This is a genomic window from Hymenobacter tenuis (assembly GCF_054780495.1).
Genome location: NZ_BAAGWF010000001.1, coordinates 1,905,225 through 1,924,643, shown reverse-complemented (window position 1 = coordinate 1,924,643; position 19,419 = coordinate 1,905,225). Strand labels below are relative to the sequence as shown.

Sequence of the window (19,419 nt, the reverse complement as noted above, 5' to 3'; positions counted from 1 at the left end):
TTTCCCTAATTCTTGAGCTTGTCTTTTATTAATTCGATCACTAGCTGGTTTTTACTCTCCTGCGCGGCCGTCAGCACCGAATTGCCTTGTTCATCTGAGGCAAGAACATTGGCACCGTGAGCCAGCAGAAGCTCGACCATTGCTAGGTCGCCTTTGGCTGCAGCGTACATCAGGGCTGTGGACTTAAACCAATCCTTCCACTCCAGTTGGGCCTTGTGCTCTACCAGGAGTTTTACAATCTCTAACGTACTGCCGTTAACCGCCATGGTCAGGGCACTAAACTGAGCTCCTGGCCCAAGTTGCATAACGGAGCTTGGGTCAGCACCTTGGTCTAATAACCTTTCAACCTTTTTGGCATTGTTGTTATGAATAGCTGCGAAAAGATCTTTCGATTTATTCTGTGCAAGACCAGTAACTGATAGGGCGAGAATAAACAGAGCAGTAAGTAGAATTCTAGGCATTTGACTATGAAAGATGAATAAGAGGTACGCAGCTATAAATGTAGGTTCGCTCTAATAATAAACTACAACTGGATGGGGCCATAAACTCCTGCTGGGATTGTAATAGAACGGTTGAAGTAAGAGCAATTAAAAACAATACCATCGGAAACCGCTTTAGGTAGCCTGTTCCTCATCCCCTCACTAACCTCTTCTATGAGCTATCCGAACGCTGTTACGCTTACTGCCTCCGACAATACCCAGTTCAACGCCTATACCGCTTTCCCGACCACCGATGGGCCGCACCCCGGCATCATCTTGCTGCAGGAAGCTTTTGGCGTGAACGGCCACATTCGCAACGTAGCTGACCGGCTGGCCCAGGCCGGTTACGTGGTGGTGGCGCCTGAAATTTTCCACCGTACCGCCGAACCTGGTCTGGAAATACCGTATTCCAATTTTGCGGGAGCCCTGCCGCACTACAACGCCATTACTCCGGAGGGCCTCACGGCCGATGTGCAGGCCTGCTACAACTGGCTTCTAGGCCAGTCGGGTGTGACGGATAAAATCGGCAGCATTGGGTTTTGCCTGGGTGGGCGCGTGTCGTTCCTGACGAATGCTGTGTTGCCGCTGTCAGCTGGGGTTTCGTACTATGGCGGCGGCACCCACACGCTCACTGACCGGGCCAAAGACCTTCATGCCCCGCACCTGTTCTTCTGGGGTGGCCTAGACGCGCACATCAGCAAGGAGCACATTGCGCAGGTAACAGATGCCGTAGAGGCGGCCGGCAAGCCCTACATCAACACCGTCATTTCCTACGCCGACCACGGTTTCCATTGCGACGAACGGCCCAGCTACCACCCCGAAGCTGCCGCCGGAGCCTGGGCTCTCACGCTGGCTTTCTTCAACGGTAAGCTGCGCAGTTAGCCGGGTCTCACTTAATTACTAGGTGATGATGAGGCCGCAACCGCGAGTAAAGCACCTATTTTCAGACAAAACCAGAGCGGCCGACCCAAATGGATCGGCCGCTCTGGTTTTGTCTGGGCAAGCTTCTACTTGGCTTTAGCCTGAATGAGTTTAATCACATCGGCGTTACCGCCTTCCTTGGCGTTAGCTAGCACGTCTTTGCCGTCCTTATCTTTGGCCTTGGGGTTAGCGCCGTTGGCGAGCAGGAACTCCACCACATCAAGGCTGCCGTTGGCGGCAGCGGCCATGAGGGCAGTGGTGTTAAAGGAATCTGCTTTCTCGACCTGGGCTTTGTTTTTTACTAGGGCCTTCACCACGTCTAAATGGCCGTTGCCAGCCGCTAGAATAAGGAAAGTGGTAGGAAAGCCGGGCATCATTTCTACTGGGGCATTGGCATCAGCGCCGGCAGTGAGCAGGGCATCCACGTCAGCAGCCTTATTTTTTACAACGGCAGCATACACCTTTTGCGTAGCCGTTTGGGCGTGAGAAAGCGTAGTAGCGGCGAGAAATAGAGTAAAAACGAGAAGAAGTTTTTTCATGCCGGGAAATCCAATTGAAAGAAGAGAATAATCTCAAATGTAAGGCCTTGATGCCGGAATATCCCTATTTCTGCTTCCGATTTACAGCGACGCTACTCAACTGATTCGTTAAAAACGTTTGGGTGCACCAGCTACATAAGATCAGTCCGTTACTTCTATAAGCTAACTCTTCAAGCCCAACTATTTATAGATGATTATGTATAATCATTCTAAATAACTTTGGTTGTTACTCGGCTGTAGTGTTCCTTTGTATTGTTTTAGAATAGTTCTAAATAGAAAAAAGTACATGAACACACTGCAACGCCTGGGCCTAACTTCCTCCTTACTGGCCTTTCCTATACTAGTATACGCTCAACAGTCGGCCGCCATTCGGGGCACGGTTACTACAGTGGATGGCAAGCCGGCCGAGGCCGTAACCATCGGCCTGAAGAGCCGCAGCCAGGGCGCCATTACCAACAACCAAGGCCAGTATAGTATTGAGCGCGTGCGCGATGGCCAGTATACGGTAGTGGTGACGGCGGTTGGGTTGAAGACCGAAGAGAAGCTAGTAACTGTAAGTGGGGGCCAGGCCGTAACGCTGGACTTTACCTTATCGGAGAACGCGGAGCAGCTTCGGGAGGTGATTGTGAACGGCGCCCGCGTGAATCGTTTCGCGCGCAAAAGCAGCGACTACGTTGCCAAAATGCCCCTAAGCAACCTCGAAAACCCGCAGGTGTATGCTACGGTGGGCAAGGAGCTGCTCTCGGAGCAGCTAGTATTTACCGTAGATGACGCCATGCGCAATGCCGTGGGCGTGCAGCGCATGTGGGAAGCCACGGGCCGGGCCGGCGATGGTGGCAGCTTTTATAACAGCCGCGGCTTTATTGTGCAAAGCCAGCTGCGCAACGGCCTGGCTGGCAACGTGACCAGTGATATTGATGCCGTAAACCTGGAGAAGCTGGAAGTTATCAAGGGGCCGTCGGCTACGCTGTTCGGTAGTTCCCTGACCTCCTATGGTGGCCTCATCAACCGCGTGACCAAAAAGCCCTACGAGACGTTTGGGGGCGAAATAGGGGTAGCAGCCGGCAGCTACGGCTTTCACCGCGTGAGCGCCGACGTGAATACCCCACTCAACCCAAGCAAAACGCTGGGCTTCCGCCTGAACTCCGCCTACCAGTACGAGGATAGTTTCCAGAGCGAGGGCTTTGCCAAAAGCTTTGCCGTGGCACCTAGCCTCTCATTTAAGCCCACGGAGCGGCTGAGCATTAACCTCGATGCCGAGCTGTTTCAGGGGCGCAACGTAGGCCGCCAGCTTATCTTTTTCTACTTCCCCTCCACGCAGCTGGGCGCTACCCGTGCCGACGAGCTGAACCTCGACTATAAGAACTCTTACATGGGCAGCGGCCTGGAGCTGAAGACTAGGAGCACCAACCTATTTGGCCAGGTAAACTACCGGCTCTCATCGGCCTTCACGTCATCAACCAACCTTACCTTCAGCCGGAGCTTCTCCGATGGGTTTGGGCCGTATTTCTACCTAGTACCCGATGCCGTGGCCACCGGCAACCCCAACGCGGCACCTGGCGCCAATTACCTCGCCCGCGCCGACCAATCGACGGGCAACAGCCGCAATACGGTGCTGGAGGCGCAGCAGCTTTTTAACGGCGACTTCCAGGTGGCGGGCCTGCGCAACCGCGTGGTGCTGGGGCTTGATTTCCTGCGGGTTGATTCCGACCAGAACTTCTTCGGCAGCAGCTACGATATTGTGCCCCTAAATGTGCCCGGCTACGACTACACGCAGTTCAACGGCACCAACCAGGGCAATTTGTACAACAGCAAAGACCCCGACTTCACGTACCCCGTAACCACCAAGTCCAACACCTACAGCGCTTTCGTGTCGGATGTGCTGAACATTACCGATAAGCTGAGCGTGCTGGCGGCGTTGCGTCTTGATCGGTTTGAAAACCAGGGCGGCAAGGTAGGCGGCGAGGTGGCCGCGTACACCCAAACCACGCTTTCGCCCAAATTTGGCGTAGTGTTTCAGCCGCTGAAAGACCGGGTATCGGTGTTTGCCAACTACCAAAACAGCTTCGCCAACCGCAACTCCTTTATTGATACCGAAGGCACCGTGCGCAACGCCACGCCGGAGCGTGCCAACCAGTTTGAAACCGGAGTGAAGCTGGATGCCGCCGAGGGCAAGGTGAGCGCCACGGTCAGCTACTATGATATTCGGGTGAAAGACATTCTGCGTCCTACGCCCACGGCTACCATCACGAATGCGCAAACCCAAAACGGCACGCAGCTCAGCAAAGGCGTGGAGCTTAGCCTGATTGCCAACCCCTTCGAAGGCTTTAACGCGGTAGCCGGCTTCAGCTACAACGATTCCGAGCTGACCAGATCAGACGAAACGGTGAACGGGCGCCGGCCAGCCACGGCTTCGTCGCCGTATCTGGCTAACCTGTGGCTAAGCTACCGCGTGCCCGCCAGCGCCCTGAAAGGCTTCGGCTTTGGGGTGGGCGGCAACTACGCCAGCGACAACAAGATTCAGAACACTACCCTCAGTCAGTTTACGCTGCCGGCCTACACTATTTTGAACGCCTCCGTGTTCTATGATCAGCCCAAGTTCCGGATTTCGGGTAAGGTAGATAACCTTACCAACGAGCGGTACTGGATTGGCTACACCACCATGAACGCGCAGAAGCTGCGCAGCTTTGTGGGCAGCGTAGCTTATAAGTTCTAAGTAGCGTTTTGGAGCGCTAGGTAGTAAGGGCGGCTAAAGGCAGCCGGGCCACGGTTTCATTCCTAGGCTCGGTTGCAAGAATAAGCCAGAAGCAGTTGCTGTAACGATGAGCAAATTCAGGAAAGCGGTTGGGAAGGTGCACTTGTGGTTAGGACTGGCCACGGGGCTAGTGGTGTTCATTATAAGCATCACGGGAGCCATCTTCGTCTTTCAGGATGGAATCCGGGACCTGATTGAGCCGTGGCGTAAGGTACAAGCCCAGGCCACCGCTCCACTGTTGCCTTCTCGTTTGCAGGCTGCAGCCCTGGCCAGCCACCCCGATATTGCCAGCAAGGACACCTGGGTTACCTACTTCGGGGCTGAGCGCTCCGCTACCGTTTTCTTTACCACCAAAGCCGGGGCGCCCACGCAGGTGTACCTGAACCCTTACACCGCCGAGGTGCTGCACGAGCACGATCTGCGTACGCACTTCTTCGCTGTTGTGCAGGAAATCCACATGACCTTGCTGCTGCCCGAGCCCCTAGCGAAGTGGGTAGTAGGCGGCTCCGTCATGATTTTTGTGCTGATGCTCGTTACCGGGGTGGTGCTGTGGTGGCCCAAGCGCAAACAGGAGCGTAAGCAACGCTTCACCATTAAGTGGGGCGCCCGGTGGCGGCGCGTCAACTACGATTTGCACAACGTGCTGGGCTTTTATGCCGCCAGCATTGGGTTGCTGCTGGCTCTCACGGGGCTGTTCATGATTTTTCCGGCGGTGCTTACCCCCATAGCGTATGTGGCCAACGGCGGGAAAACCTACCCTCAAGATTTGATAACGGCCAAAGTAGACACCTTGCAGCCCGTGGCTGCGGCAGCTCAGCCCGTATCCGATATGATCTACCAGGCCGTACGCCGCCGCTCGCCTCAGGCCGAAATGATTCTGCTGGGGCCCGTTGGTACGGGTAAAGAGCCCGCTCTTTGCTGGAGTTACCAAAAGGCGCTGCACTACTACCACCGCGACGACTACGCCTTTCACCCCGTTTCGGGCCGGGAACTGCAAACCAGCCTGCACACCACCAAAAGCGCCGGCACAAAGCTGACCGACATGAACTACGACATCCATACCGGCCAGATTCTGGGACTGGGCGGCAAAATTGTGGCGTTCCTGGCCAGCCTGATTTCGGCGAGCCTCCCCGTAACCGGCACTATTATTTGGTGGGGTCGGCGCAACAAAGCCAAGAAGCCCCGGAAGGTGCAGCCAGTAGCCGCAACGGCCTAACGGCACGTACTGCACATTTACTTTCAACAAAAACGCCCAGCTATTGCCGGGCGTTTTTGTTGAAAGTAAGTAGTGAAAGATGCAGCTTTTTTACGCTGGTACTGTGGCTGGCACTTCCCGGCCCATGCGCTGGGCCATCATGCTGGCCAGAATAATTTGCAGGGCATGATAGAGCATAAGGGGTAGGAGGATGAGGCCAGTGGCGGCGGTAGCCGGAAACAGCAGGCTGGCCATCACGCTGCCGTGCACCAATGATTTTTTGGAACCGCAGAACAGAGCTGTAATTCGGTCTTCGCGCGAGAAGCCTAAAAGCTGGCTCAATAGCCAAACTACTCCAAAAATGGCTGCGTAAAGCGCTACCATGCCCAAGCCCAGGAGCAGCACGTCGCGGAGGGCATAGCTGTTGAATATGCCTTCAGCAAATGACTCGCAGAAGGCCGTAAATACAATCAGCAGAATCACGATTTGATCAGAAATGCGGAGTTTGCCTTTGTGCTGCTCGGCAAAGGCCCCAAATCGGTGGTTAAGCACTACGCCCGCTACCACGGGCACAATTACCTGCCAGGTAAGGCTGATGACTAGGCCCCAGAGCTGGCTTCCATCAGCGGAAGTATTCAGAAACAGGCTGGCCCAGAGCGGCGTCAGGAAAATGCCAAGTAAGCTGCTGATGCTGGCATTGAAAATAGCAGCTGGTAGGTTGCCCCGCGCTATGCTCACCATTACCACAGAAGTAGAAACCGTGCTGGGCAGCGTGCACAAAAAGAAGATGCTTTGCCAGAGCTGCTCGCCCTTCAGGCCATCAAACAGAGGCCGCGACACCAGTGCCAGCGCCGGAAACACCAAAAACGTAATGAGCTGCACCACCACATGAAGGCGCCAGTTGCGCAATCCGGCTTTTAGCTTCTCGAGGCTCAGGCGCAGCCCATAAAAGAAGAAAATGAGCGCCACGCCCGCTGTGGTAATAGCTTTCCACGGAATGGGGCTCGACTTGCTGCCTACTTCTGGAATAACGTAAGCCAGCAGCACTGCCCCAATCAGCCCTAGCAGAAACCAGTCGAGCAGACCGGCCCTGCGTAGTAAGGCTACAAAGCGGTTATCAGATGAAGGGGGCGATGTTACTGGAACCTGGGTAGCGGGCTGACTCATGGCGGCAAAATAAAAGCGTCAGACTAAAGTGGCCTGACGCTTTCAAAAAATACGGGGTAGTAAGCTGCGGGTTTAGCGCCGCCGTTGGCCTAGGCGGTTATGCCCACCAATCTGGCTTGTTTGCGGCGCTGCTTGCGCAGGCGGTTCAGCCACAAAATAGTGCCGGTTATAGGAAAGGTAAAGCCTAGTACACACACTATTAAGCCAATGATTTTGGAAGGTAACCCGAACACGGCGCCCGTGTGTATGGGCTTGAACATGCCCCGTACGCGCTGGCCCAAGTTGCGCTGCTCATACGTTTGCTGGCTAAGCACCTGCCCCGAATACTGATCGAGGTACACTTCATCGGTGGCGTTTTCATACACGGCATTGGGCCGCAACGTAGCGACCCGAATGCTGCCAGTTTCATCTTTCGGGAGCTGTAGCGTGTAGTAAACCGCATTGGGGGCTAGCTCCCGGGCGCGGGCCAGGGCCGCATCGGGCGAAAGGCTAGGGGGAGTAGCCAAAGCAGTTTCCGGAGCCGCTGGAGCTTCCACCGGAGCCGCTGGCGCAGCCGTACCAGGCACTACCGAAACCGGGGGCTCGGGGCGCTGCATGGGTGAGTTGGTAACGGCATAAATACCTTTATTAAACCACTCAAACGACCACGCTAAGCCAGTAAACGCAAACACGAATAGGAACAGCGCTGAGTAGAAACCCAGCACAATGTGCAAATCGTGGTTGAGACGCTTCCAGCCGCCGCTCCATTTCACTTGCAGGCGCTGCTTCATGGCCTTGCGCGTGGCGGGCCACCACAGCACAATTCCCGTCCCGATGATGAACAGGAACATAACCGTGCTTACGCCCACAATCAGCTTCCCGATGGCGCCGCCCACCATGCCGCGGTGCAGAGCCATCATCGTGAAGAAGAACGTTTCGCGGTAGTTCAACTCGCCGGTTACGGAAGCCGTGTAGGGGTTCACGAACACCTTCGGGCCACCACCGCCTTCGCCGCCACCTTTACCGCCTTTGGCTTTTTCCTCGCCGCCTTTGCCCGCTTTGCCTTCTGGCTGCTGGGCATTGCCGCTGCCTTCTTTGGCCGGCGTTTCAACGCCTGCGCGGGCACCCTCTTTCCGCTCACCACCGGGGCCGCCCGGGGCGCCTGCCAGACTGAACTCCACGGTGCGGGTGGGGTCAGCGTACACTTTCACGCCCGTGATTTTGGCGTCGGCTTTGTAGGCTTTTACGGCATCAGTAAGCTGGTTGAGCGGCAGGGCAGGGGTAGTAGCCTGAGCTACAAAGTAGCGCTCGGGGTGCCAAGCTTGCTCCAGCTCTTTTTCAAATACTAGCACCCCGCCCGTTAGGCAAACCACGGCAATGATCAGTCCTGAAACCAGGCTGAGGTACAGGTGAATGTTGCGAAAGAAAATTTTCATGTCAGGCTAAGAAATACAGACCACAATGTCGGTCGAAAACCCGAAAGATTGCCGGTTGCAGCCAGCAGCTTTCGGGTTTTCTATTCACTCACAGGAGGGGAGATGCAGGGGGCAGCCGGGCTACCCCACTTGGTGGGTATTACAGGCGGTAGCCCAGGGTAGCCGCAAAGTTACGCGGGGCAATGGGGTTCACGCTATTGTCGTCGTGGAGGTTGTAGCTGAGCTCGTTGAGCAAATTGGCTACCTTCACCCGCACCGAAAACCGGTCGTAGGTGTAGCCCAGCGAGGCATCTAGCTGCAGGTAATTGGGCACGGCAATCAGTTTGAAGGCATCCGACACCGGGTTGCCACTGGCATCTACCCACGGCTCGCCGGTGGCTGGGTTTACCTGGCGGTTGTTGCGGCCGGCCAGTCGGTCGCCGATGTAGTAGGTGGTTACGCCTGCGGTGAGACCTCGCAGGAATGCAGTTTCGCCGAAGGCACTACCGAAATTGTAGAACAAACTCAGGTTAGCCGTATGCGCTGGGTTGTAGCGCAGGCGGCTGCCGTTTTCGTAAATATTGCTGTTGGTGTACGCCGTGTTGTTGTAGCTGTAGCCGGCAATAAACGACAAGCCATACAACGGCCGGCTCTGGATGTCAACCTCCACGCCCTTGCTGGTTACCTCACCAGCCAACTCCTGCGGATTCACCTTGTTGGCGGCTGTTGCAATGCGCGGATCGTTCGGTAGCACCGTCTGAATCTGGTTGCTGTTCACGATGTGGTAGGCCGTTACGTTGGCCGACAGTGCCCCCTTGAACAGGTCGTTTTTGATGCCTACCTCATACTGATCAATGATGGAAGGCGGCAAGGGCTGGGCATTGAGGTCCAGCACCGTGTTGCCCTGGGGCGTAAACGAGTTCGAGTAAGAAGCAAACAGCGCCGTGGTTTTCATTGGCTGATACACTAGGCCCAAGCGCGGCGAAAAGGCATCATCGTAACGGCGGTTTTCCTTTACGGTGGTAGTAGCAGCGTAGGTGTACACGTCGCTGGGCGTTTCTTGGTAGCTCCAGCGCAGGCCGGCCAGTACTTTCACTTTCTCACTTACGCTCAGCAAATCCTGCACGTAGAAGCCGGCGCGGCGGGTGTTGCCCAGCGTGCGGGTATTGCGGCGCAGCTCTTCGTAGCTGCTCACGGCTTTGGCCGGCGCGCCCAACACCCGGCTGCGGTCGAACACATTAATGGAGTCGTAGGCCTGCGTTACGTGGGTTAAGGTGTTCGTTTGATACTGGTCGGCATCGGCGCCTACCAGCACGGTGTGCCCCAGAAACCCGGTGCGGAACTGCCCGGTCAAATCAATCTGGGCCAGAAAGTAATTTTCGGCCGTGATGGTGCGCTGCAGGCTGCGGCCCCAGTCGCCGTACAAGGAGGGCTTGGCGTGCGCGGACACCCTAGGCGTGGTTGCCGTGGCTTTTTGCTCGGGCATGGTGCCATTGTTGATGCCTACGGGGCGGTTGGCGCTGCGTAACTCGTTGTCGTAGCGCTGAAAGCCGGCCACTCCTTTAATCTGCCACGCATCGTTCAGGCGGCTGGTAAGGGTAGCGGTGGTGCTAGTTTGGTTGGTGGCGTTGCGGGCGCCCGGCGCATTCAGGAACCGGCTGCGTGAGTCCAGAATCGTGTAGTCGATGGCACCAATACCGAAATCGGGCGTGCGGTTGTCGCGCAGGTAGTCGCCTTCCAGCACTAGGGTGGTGTTGGGCGTCAACTCAAACAGCAGCGAGGGGTTCACATACACGCGGTCTGACTTCACTTCGTCGCGGTAACTGTTACCTTGCTCGTAGGTGCCATTCAGGCGGAAGGCCACTTTCTCGCTGTTGCCTACGGCGCCGTACACATCTACTAGGGGCTTCCAGAAGCCAAAGCTGCCTACGCGCAGGCCCAGCGAGCCGCCGCGCTCAAACTGTGGCTTTTTGGTTACGAGGTTCAACACTCCGCCGGCGGCCACGTTGCCATACAGGATAGCGGCGCTGCCTTTCAGCACTTCCATGCGCTCCAGCGAGCTGGCCTCGGGCATCACGCCGTTGTTGAAGCGCACGCCGTTTTTAAAGGTGTTATTGCTGCCGTAGGCAAAACCGCGGCTGCCCAGCTCTTCCTGCGTGCCGCCGGTGGTGCTGGTTACGTACACGCCACTCACGTTTACTAGGGCATCGGAGAGGCGCAACACCTGCTGCTGCTCTAGCACCTGGCGCTCTACCGTAACGGCGCTCTGGGGCAAATCAAGGGAGGCAACGGGAAGCTTGCTGACGCTGGTAGGGCGCTCATTGAGGCTCCGGTTGCCGGTTATCTTTACTTCGCTGAGCTGCTCGCTGCTTTGCGCCAGGGTAAAAGCGGGTACTGGGGTGGTTTCGCCGGCCGTAACCGTCACCGGAATTTCCTGCGAAATGTAGCGCAGGCTGCTGATAACCAGTTGGTAAGTGCCAGCCGGAGCCGAAAGCCGGAAGGTGCCATCGGTGCTGGTCATGGTCCCGAACGCCGTGCCTTTCAGGGCTACCGTTACCCCCTCTACTGGCTTGCCTTCGCTATCCTTCACTACGCCGGCCAGGCGGCCCCGCTGCGCTGTGTCGTCGCCGTGCTTGGTAGTAGGGGTAGGAACATCTCCGGCAGTAGTAAAAGCAGGAGTTGCAACGGTTGATAATGGAAGAGATAAGAGCAGCAGGAGGGGAAAAGGTCGGGGCATGGAAAGTGCGTATCGGGTAGCGTTGCGTAGACTGATGTAAAGCGATGCAAAGCTCGTGTCTATTTAGAATGATTCAAAATATCTATTTAGAAAAATTCTAAATCAACGATAAGTGTCTTGTAGCTCAGTGTTTTACCCATGTAGATATTTCATGCTATCTTCCTGGAAATAGAAAAAGCCCGACCTGAGCCGGGCTTAAAAGGTAAAGGCAACCTAGTAGTATGGGACAGAAGCAGCCCCGGTTAGTAAGCTGTCGGCGCCTAGTGCACCAAGCTGCCCTGCTGAGCTACTAGCTTCTGCGGCAGCGCAAAGGCATCAGCCAGCAGCTCGTAGGAGCGCAGGCGGTCATCGTAGTCGTGAGTGATAGTAACGGCTACTACTTCATCTACTTTATAGTCGGCCGCTAGCGCCAGCAAGTCAGCCTTCACTTTATCCGGAGTGCCGCTAATGATGCGCTTATGATGATATACCAGACGGGCCTGTAAATCGGCAGAAAGCGCTTTGGTGTTGGCCTTTTCCACGGCATCAATAGGCGAGTAGTTGCCGGTTTCTAGCTTCAGCATTTGTAGCGCCAGGTTATCAGCCAGGGCCTGAGCGTGCGCGGCGGTATCAGCGCATACCACAAATATGGCCACGTTGGCCTCTGGCGCGGCTAGCTCCGGCGAAGGCTGAAACCGGTCGCGGTAGAGCTGCATAAGCTTGGGGCCGCTGTTGGGGTTGATGAAGTGCGCAAACGAGAAAGCCGCACCTACATGAGCAGCAAACAGACCACTTTGCCCGCTCGAGCTCAGCAGCCAAAGCTCGGGCTGCGTATCAATGAAAGGGGCCGCTTTCACGTTGGTATGGATGGTATCGGGCACTACCTCATTGCGCAGGTACGCCCGCAAATCCATCAGCTGTTCGGCAAAATCCTCGTCGCTGAAGGTGTTGTGCGGATTCAGGGCGTGAGCCGTTACGCGGTCGGAGCCGGGGGCGCGGCCAATGCCCAGGTCGATGCGGCCGGGATAGAGGGTTTCCAGTAGCCGGAAGTTTTCGGCCACTTTCAGGGAAGAATAGTGGGGCAGCATCACACCCCCTGAGCCCAACCGGATGCGAGAAGTTTCGGCCCCCAGGCGGGCTAGCAGCACCTCCGGCGCCGTGCCCGCCAGCGTGTTGGTATTGTGGTGCTCCGACACCCAGAAACGCGTGAAACCCAGCCGGTCGGTGAGGCGGGCCAGCTCAATGGTATGTTGCAGAGCCTCGCGCGGGGTACGGCCCACCGGTACCGGCGACTGATCCAGCACGCTCACGCGCAACGTTGAGGAAATATTCATGGCAGAAAAAGGAATAGCCTTACTAACCACCTGTTGGCCGCGGAAGTTTACGGCTCCTTGTCTATCGTGTAAAGTCTTGGCCGGTCAGGCTGGCGGTTTTACTTGAAATCGAGGGCTAGTAGGGCTTCTGTAAATCACTAGCTCTTGATGCGGATTCCTACTCGGAATGCCCCTTGCCGTAGCGTACCTTCGCGGCCGCATGATTTCGACCCTTACTCTCGCGCTGCTGTGCGTATTTGCCTTTTTAGCGGGCCTAATTGACGCCATCGTGGGCGGCGGCGGCCTTATTCAGCTGCCCGCCATGCTGGTGCTGCTTAAAGATGCCGGCGTGCCGGTGCCCACTATTCTGGGTACGGGCAAGGTTTCTTCCCTGATGGGAACGGCAGCGGCCTTGCGGCGCTATGCCGGGCAGGTGCCCATTCAATGGCGAGCAGTAGGCACCGCTGCCGCAGTAGCAGGCGTGTTTTCGTTTCTGGGGGCGCGGGTAGTAAGTAAGCTGCCGCAGGAGCTGCTGCCTCCGCTAGTACTAGGGCTGCTGGTGGTTATTGCCATCTACACGTTCTGGCGCAAAGATTTCGGCTCTCTGCACGCCCCCAGGCTTTCAGCCAAGCGCGAGCCCGTATATGGCGCCCTTGTCGGGGTGCTGATTGGCTTCTATGACGGCTTTTTTGGGCCGGGCACAGGCTCTTTTCTGCTGTTTGCCTTTGTGGGTTTGTTTGGCTACGACTTTATCACGTCCTCGGCTTCGGCTAAGCTAGTAAACGTGGCCACTAACCTGGCGGCCCTGGCGTACTTCGCGTACACCGGCCAGATTCTGTGGGCGGTGGCCTTGCCCATGGCGGTCAGCAACATCATCGGCTCCACGTTGGGGGCGCATCTGGCCCTGCGCCACGGCACCGGCTTCGTCCGGATTCTGTTTCTGGTGGTGGTAGGCGGCTTTATCGTGAAGCTGGGAATTCAAGTGCTCGGATAACGCCCAAAAAGCCAGCGGAGAGTTGGATGGCGTTGCAGGCCTAGTAGCGCAACACCATCCAACTCTCCGCTGCTGGTAGCTAATATTCAGTTGTCTATTCCTCGTAGCGGCTACCCAGGCCGGGTGCGGCGTTGCCCTGCGCGCCTTGCGTGCTCGGAACGCCCATCTTCTCTTCGCGCTTGCGCTGATATTTATCAAACTGCTGCGCCGAGAGAGTTTCCTTCAGCATCGAGAGGCGCGACTGTCCGATGTCGTCCACTACGGCGGCCATTTTACGCACGTCTTGGCGGTATTTCTGGCGGGCAGTTTCCACGCCGCGTACGCTAATCAGGTTAATCTGGCGCACTTTCTCCACTTGCTGCGGATTCAGGCCTAGGGCCTTCTGCATGTTATCGGTAAGCGCATTGGCGCGGGCTTCAATTTGCGCCGGATTGGGTGCCGCCGCGGGCCGTGCGGCCGCCGCAGCGGTTGTAGCTGGTTTGGGCTTCGGCTTAGCCGCGGTGGTTTGGGCAAGCAGGGCCGTAGGCGCAGCCAGGAAAAGCAGGGAAGCGAGCAAAGAAGTTTTCATGCAGAGGAAAAGCGAAAAGATGGGGCCGCGAGATAAAAGTACGCGGCCGAAACTTTCAGACAGTAAAGATGATGCCAGAATAGCAATCTGCCACCGACAACGCGCAAACTCCGGATAGTATTCCGCCGGAAGCAGAAATTCTGTCCGGGGCCGCACGTAACCTTTCCGGGTAGGTTTCCATACAGGAGGTAGTACTTCGTCTCCGTTATCAACCTAGCGTATGAAACCTGAAACCCGTAATACTCTACTAGCTGCTGCCGCTGGTGCGGTAGGACTGTTGGCTGCCACCTTCTATTCCAACCGCCGCGGCAGCTACAACCTCACCGGGCGCGTGGTGCTTATTACCGGCGGCTCGCGCGGCCTGGGCCTGATTTTAGCCCGCCAGGCCATTGCAGAAGGTGCCAAAGTAGCCATCTGTGCCCGCGACGCCGAGGAACTGGAGCGCGCCCGTCAGGAGCTGGCTCAGGACGGGGCCGAAGTACTAGCCCTCGTGCGCGACCTAACCAATGCCGAGCAAGTTCAGACTCTGGTAGCCGAAGTGCAGCGCACGCTGGGAAGTATTGATGTGCTCATTAACAATGCCGGCATCATTACGGCGGGGCCCCTGGATAACATTGAACTGCGCGACTACCAGGATTCCATGGATACCCACTTCTGGGCTCCGCTGCACGCCATGCAGGCCGTGCTGCCCGCCATGCGCCGGCGCGGCGAGGGTCGTATCGTCAACATTGCGTCCGTGGGGGGGAAAGTGCCTGTACCGCACCTGGCGCCCTATTGTGCCAGTAAGTTTGCCCTCGTAGGCCTCTCTGAAAGCTTCCGCGCCGAGCTGCTGCAGCATGGTATTCAGGTGACAACGGTTTGCCCGGGGCTTATGCGAACCGGCAGCGCCCGGAATGCCATTGTGAAAGGCCAGCACAAGAAGGAGTACGCGGCTTTTATCATTGCTGACTCCTTGCCAGTGCTTTCTATTGATGCGGATAGCGCTGCCCGCCAGATCTGGAATGCCTGCCGCCGCGGCGATGCGGAAGTCATCCTGAGCGTACCCGCCAAAATGCTGTCGGCCTTCCACGGCCTGTTTCCAGGTACTACTACTGATGTACTCAGCTGGGTAAACCGGACCTTGCCCCGCTCCGGCGGCCCCCTCGGCGACGAGCGGCGCTGGGGCTACGAAAGCGAATCGGAAGCCAGTAAGTCGTGGCTGACGGCCCTCACCCGTAAAGCCGAAATTCAAAACAACGAGCTGTAAAACAATCAGCTGGTTGCAGCAAGCGCCTTTTTACTGCTGCCAAGAGGTCTATAAAAACCAAGAGCGCCCGGCGTGGAAGCCGGGCGCTCTTGGTTTCTCATCGGCTGCAAAAAGCTTAGCGCGAGAAAACGGACGTATAAGTAGTAACCCCTTTGTCGCCGGCCTGGGTCAGCTTGATGCGCAGCGTAGTGCTGGTGAGCTGCTCTACGGCGAAACGACGGGTAACATTAGGCTGGGCAATGGTAAGCGAGTCGCCGGAAAGCTTCCAGGAACCAGTAATTTGCTGAGGAGCTTCGGGGTGCGCCTTTATGGCTGCCTCATCCAAAATGTAAGAACCATCAGCCTTGAACGTATGCAAGTTGTCGCTCTGGGCGGCTTTCAAGCGGGGTAACATATCGATAGCCGGAGTTGCGGCAGCGCCGGCAGCCGTCGTGGACAGCGTTAGGCCGGACAAGTGCCACTGACCAGCAGTCAGCAACTCGGACTTAGACTGAGCGTTAGTAGCGGCAGCGGCCACTTCCTGGGCAGGATCCTTAATTTCTTCTATTTCTTTCTCGCATGAGGAGAATACTAGGGTAGATGCTAGCAAGCTCAGGAATACGGGCAGTTTCTTCATGAAAACGGTTTTTGGTGATTGTGCAACAACACGCTTCGAGGCGTAGTACTTCTGCGGCATATGCCTCACTTTTAATGTCCAACTTCTCTACTACTGGGCTGCCGGGTGGCTTCCGCTGATGCAAATCTAAATAATTATAAATCATACTGGTTCAGGGGGTTGTGAAGAAAAGTAGATTTTTACCACCATGTATACTTATGTTGCAAAAAACAGCGTATTTTCTTGATACTGTGGTAGTAAATTCATGAAAAATTAAAAAGGGCCTGCTAAACTGGTAGCGGGCCCTTTTATATATAGTTTGCACTATTCCGATGCCTAGTTTACGGTTTGGCACTGGGAGCAGGTATAGGTAGCTCGGCCGCCAACATAATTTTTGTCTATTTTGGTAGCCGGGTGACGCGGACAGTACTGGTGCTTGTCCGTTCCGGGCGTCGCGGAATCATCCCATTCGCGGGCATGAATCAAGAACTCAGCCGGGAAATCACGGTAGGTAGCTTCGTGTGAAATGGCTGTTTGGAGTACTACCTGAATAGCCTCGTGCAAGTCCTTGAATTTGCTGGTATCTAATGTGTTAGCTGGCTGCTCCGGATGAATTTTGGCTTGAAATAAGACCTCATCCACAATCCAGTTACCCAGCCCAGCCGTGATGCTTTGATCGAGCAACAGTGGCTTGAGTATGGTCTTGCGCCGGCTGAGCTTACTCCCAAGTTGCTCGGGCGTAATGTCCAGCGCATCAGGGCCCAGCTTTTTGTCGGCTTGGTATTGGGCTACGCTTTCGGCCAGCCGAATGCGCCCGAACTTGCGTGGATCGACAAACGCTACCCGCAGGCCTGAGGCCACATGGAAGGCTACTCTGGTGAAACGCGGTGCATCGGGCTCGTCGCGGTAGGCTCCTACGTCTCCGGTCATCCCGAAGTGCAGAACTAGTACCCGCCCATCGTCGAGGTGCAGAAAGCAGTTCTTACCTAAGCGGGAAGTGTCGGTTACGGTGCGCCCAATTAGTGCTTGGCGCAGTATATCCTCATCGGTGGCCAGCACGTGGGCATCCCGTACTTCAACGGCCGTAATGGTTTGGTGCAGTAGTGCGTCGTGTAGGAAACGGCGGTAGGTTTCTACTTCGGGTAGTTCTGGCATGTAGGCTCGGGATGCTGTTCAAAATAATTGAGACCCTGGTAAGGCCTTAAACGATAGTAACAAGCACAACGCTAGGTTGTGTTCCGGTCACAAGCCTTACTTCACCCAAACCCGTACGGTTTGTTGCTCTGGCAGGCCTAGAGGCTCAGGTGCCCTTCCAGGACAATGACTCCAGTACCACCAATCCGGACCGACTCAATGGCGTGGCGCGGGCCCTGAATGCTTACTTGCACAGTACCGGGGCGCCCCAGCCAGTGGCCTTGCTCGGCTGTAAACTGAGGCTCCGCTAGGTAGCCGTAATGCCACAAGTACGCAGCCATCCCGCCAGTAGCAGAGCCGGTTACGGGGTCTTCCAGTACATCAGGAGGTGTGCAAAGGTGGCGGGCGAAAGTGTCGCCGGCCGGAGTAGCACCGCCGAGGCAGAACAGGTGAGAGCTGAAAAACTGGTGGTGTTGGCGGTATTCCTCCAGGGCTGCTGGCTGCGGAAGGTGAGCGCGCCGGAGGGCGGCGGCATCGCGCAGGAACACCATCAGTTGCGGGGTGCCAGTGCTAACCGTTTGCACCACCGAGCCGGGCACCAGGTCATCGGGAGTCAGGCCAAACAGCGGCAGCACTTCTGCTAGGTCGTGTACCCGCCCAAACTCCGGGCGGCGCTGGGTCATGAGTACCTGCGAGAGCGTGCCAGCGGCAGCAGGCAGGATGGTAATGTCAATTGGCCCGTGGAGCAACTCAAGCTGCATATTTAGCGCCTCGGTGGTAGGGCGGGGCAGGCGGCTGGTGTGCAGTAGGGCCGTGATGGTAGCAATGGTGGGGTGGCCGGCCAGCGGAATTTCTTCGCTGGGTGTAAAGTACCGGACGCCAAACGCCGCTACCTCGGAGCGCCGCACAAAAGCCGTTTCCGATTGGTTGAACTCGCGGGCCAGCTGCTGCATTTGCGCGTCAGTCAGGTCATCGGCATCCAGCACCACGGCGCAGGGGTTTCCGCCCAACGCAGTTTCAGTAAAGGCATCAATCAGAAGGAAGGGGTAGGAGGGCATGGGAATAGGCTACGTGACAGCTAAAGGTAGTGCGTAAGGCCTTGGCTAGCCCTTGCCAACGGTTTGGACCACAACGGCATCTAGTAAACGGCTCAGCGCAGGGCTTCTAGGAGTATTTTATATAAGGTTGATGATCAGTGCATCCCAATAAAAAAGCCTGCTCCAGATTGGAACAGGCTTTTCAAGTAAGCAAAACGTAGGAAACGTTACGACGGATCAGAAAGCATGGCTACCTGGCGCCCACTGGTATCATGAATGCTGCCGGTGCGGCTGATATAAAGGCGCCGCTGCTGACCATCAACGAGCACGTAAGGGTAGTTAATGCTTTCAGACCGAGTCAGGCGGCCAACAACTTGTGTGCTAAGGTCTTGCCGATCAACGCGCACAATGCTGAGTTGGTTGGTGATGTAGAAGGGCTGATTCGGATTATCGCGGAAGACAATCTTGCCCAGTACGCTCATGGGCCGAGCGTTGGTAGCAATTGCCCGAGTAGGCGCAGTGGCCCGGTTGGCAAGCACAGCCGGAGCCGCTGAGGGAGCTGCCGAACGGGTGCTGGCCACAATCTGTTGGTTGGCCCGCTGCCAACCCTCGCCAATAGAAGAAAGGCGCGTCGTGCGGCCCGGATGCGTCGGGGAGGCTTCATCATCGGAAACAATAGCCATAGCGGCTTGCGCTTCGGCTAGGCTTGCGCCCATCTTGCGCAGAACAAAGCCCGAAAACTCGTCGGCTTCCAGCTCATCGGCGGGATTAGAGCCACCCGAGCGAAGGGTGTGTCCGTTGAGATGATGGCCCATTTCGTGGGCCAAAATACTTACGCCAGCCCAGTCAGTACGCCCGGCACGGTTCACGGCACCCACAAACTGCGGGTTATACAGCAAGTAGCGCTTACCGCCATACACTACAGCAGCGGCGTTTTGCACCTGCGTTGAAGCTAGTAACTCAAAACGAGGCTTCAAACCAACCACATCCGTGATTTCGCGCAGTACGTCGCGCTGGCCTGAGGCTTGTGACTGCGCCGAAAGCGAGCCGGTAAGAACCAGCCACCCGGCAAGCACCAAGCCTGCGAAGCGGCGGAAGAAGCGAGGGTGGTTCATGAAAAAGTCCTGTTAAGTGATACTAGATGATTGACAAGAACCTTGCCGAAAATTTTCGGGCTTACAACAGCTGAAATACTACCTGGAAACTGAATTTGCTAACCCAGGTAATCAGGATGCATTTCGGATAACCCAACGATGCCAGCTTGAAATGAGCTGATATATAGCTGCGTTACATCGAAAAAACACAATTGCCTTAAGTTTAGTTCAGAAGCCAGTTGGTCTCTATTGCATGGAGTAAGGCGAGCGTA

The 19,419-nt window shown here is 56.4% G+C and carries 16 protein-coding genes; 5 read left to right on the top strand and 11 right to left on the bottom strand.

Translation table 11 applies throughout. The features are described 5' to 3' along the window. Positions 1-5: 5 nt before the first annotated feature. Positions 6-461, bottom strand: coding sequence for an ankyrin repeat domain-containing protein (locus ACYVGU_RS08400; protein ID WP_460621669.1), 456 nt, complete (start codon positions 459-461; stop codon positions 6-8). A gap of 192 nt (positions 462-653) precedes the next feature. On the opposite strand from ACYVGU_RS08400, the gene ACYVGU_RS08395 reads away from it, so the two are divergent. Continuing rightward, complete coding sequence (locus tag ACYVGU_RS08395; protein WP_460621668.1) at positions 654-1,361, top strand: dienelactone hydrolase family protein; 708 nt, start codon at positions 654-656, stop codon at positions 1,359-1,361. A 125-nt stretch (positions 1,362-1,486) separates the two neighbouring features. On the opposite strand, the gene ACYVGU_RS08390 is transcribed toward ACYVGU_RS08395, so the two are convergent. Continuing rightward, positions 1,487-1,939, bottom strand: a complete 453-nt coding sequence (locus ACYVGU_RS08390; RefSeq protein WP_460614367.1) for an ankyrin repeat domain-containing protein — start codon at positions 1,937-1,939, stop codon at positions 1,487-1,489. A gap of 286 nt (positions 1,940-2,225) precedes the next feature. Here ACYVGU_RS08390 and ACYVGU_RS08385 point away from each other — a divergent pair, with 286 nt between their 5' ends. Further along, a complete protein-coding gene (locus ACYVGU_RS08385) occupies positions 2,226-4,655 on the top strand; it encodes a TonB-dependent receptor domain-containing protein (RefSeq protein WP_460621667.1) in 2,430 nt (809 codons plus the stop codon). 106 nt (positions 4,656-4,761) lie between these two features. Further along, entirely contained in the window at positions 4,762-5,910 is a 1,149-nt protein-coding gene (locus tag ACYVGU_RS08380) for a PepSY-associated TM helix domain-containing protein (protein WP_460621666.1), read from the top strand. 90 nt (positions 5,911-6,000) lie between these two features. Here ACYVGU_RS08380 and ACYVGU_RS08375 read toward each other — a convergent pair whose 3' ends face one another. The 4 genes from ACYVGU_RS08375 to ACYVGU_RS08360 all read right to left on the bottom strand — a co-directional run bounded on the left by ACYVGU_RS08375 (position 6,001) and on the right by ACYVGU_RS08360 (position 12,500). Then, positions 6,001-7,056, bottom strand: a complete 1,056-nt coding sequence (locus tag ACYVGU_RS08375) for a bile acid:sodium symporter family protein (RefSeq protein WP_460621665.1) — start codon at positions 7,054-7,056, stop codon at positions 6,001-6,003. A gap of 89 nt (positions 7,057-7,145) precedes the next feature. Then, entirely contained in the window at positions 7,146-8,471 is a 1,326-nt protein-coding gene (locus ACYVGU_RS08370) for a PepSY-associated TM helix domain-containing protein (protein WP_460621664.1), read from the bottom strand. Positions 8,472-8,610: 139 nt separating this feature from the next. Beyond that, positions 8,611-11,187, bottom strand: a complete 2,577-nt coding sequence (locus ACYVGU_RS08365; RefSeq protein WP_460621663.1) for a TonB-dependent siderophore receptor — start codon at positions 11,185-11,187, stop codon at positions 8,611-8,613. A 260-nt stretch (positions 11,188-11,447) separates the two neighbouring features. Continuing rightward, the gene (locus tag ACYVGU_RS08360) at positions 11,448-12,500 is read right to left on the bottom strand and encodes an LLM class flavin-dependent oxidoreductase (protein WP_460621662.1); all 1,053 of its coding nucleotides are present in this window, start codon (positions 12,498-12,500) and stop codon (positions 11,448-11,450) included. A gap of 199 nt (positions 12,501-12,699) precedes the next feature. On the opposite strand from ACYVGU_RS08360, the gene ACYVGU_RS08355 reads away from it, so the two are divergent. Further along, positions 12,700-13,473, top strand: coding sequence for a sulfite exporter TauE/SafE family protein (locus ACYVGU_RS08355; RefSeq protein ID WP_460621661.1), 774 nt, complete (start codon positions 12,700-12,702; stop codon positions 13,471-13,473). A gap of 94 nt (positions 13,474-13,567) precedes the next feature. Here the strand turns inward: ACYVGU_RS08355 and ACYVGU_RS08350 are convergent, their stop codons facing one another. Next, positions 13,568-14,041 carry a hypothetical protein gene (locus ACYVGU_RS08350; RefSeq protein WP_460621660.1) on the bottom strand — a complete coding sequence of 158 codons (474 nt, stop codon included), beginning with the start codon at positions 14,039-14,041 and terminating at the stop codon, positions 13,568-13,570. 220 nt (positions 14,042-14,261) lie between these two features. Here ACYVGU_RS08350 and ACYVGU_RS08345 point away from each other — a divergent pair, with 220 nt between their 5' ends. Next, a complete protein-coding gene (locus ACYVGU_RS08345; RefSeq protein WP_460621659.1) occupies positions 14,262-15,287 on the top strand; it encodes an SDR family NAD(P)-dependent oxidoreductase in 1,026 nt (341 codons plus the stop codon). 115 nt (positions 15,288-15,402) lie between these two features. On the opposite strand, the gene ACYVGU_RS08340 is transcribed toward ACYVGU_RS08345, so the two are convergent. The 4 genes from ACYVGU_RS08340 to ACYVGU_RS08325 all read right to left on the bottom strand — a co-directional run bounded on the left by ACYVGU_RS08340 (position 15,403) and on the right by ACYVGU_RS08325 (position 19,168). Further along, positions 15,403-15,903: a DUF5004 domain-containing protein gene (locus ACYVGU_RS08340; RefSeq protein WP_460614357.1), complete on the bottom strand. Its 501-nt coding sequence runs from the start codon at positions 15,901-15,903 to the stop codon at positions 15,403-15,405. Positions 15,904-16,218: 315 nt separating this feature from the next. After that, positions 16,219-17,037: an Fpg/Nei family DNA glycosylase gene (gene mutM / locus ACYVGU_RS08335; protein WP_460621658.1), complete on the bottom strand. Its 819-nt coding sequence runs from the start codon at positions 17,035-17,037 to the stop codon at positions 16,219-16,221. A 137-nt stretch (positions 17,038-17,174) separates the two neighbouring features. Further along, positions 17,175-18,074, bottom strand: coding sequence for a PhzF family phenazine biosynthesis protein (locus tag ACYVGU_RS08330; protein ID WP_460621657.1), 900 nt, complete (start codon positions 18,072-18,074; stop codon positions 17,175-17,177). Positions 18,075-18,280: 206 nt separating this feature from the next. Then, a complete protein-coding gene (locus tag ACYVGU_RS08325; RefSeq protein WP_460614354.1) occupies positions 18,281-19,168 on the bottom strand; it encodes a M48 family metalloprotease in 888 nt (295 codons plus the stop codon). Positions 19,169-19,419: the final 251 nt, after the last annotated feature.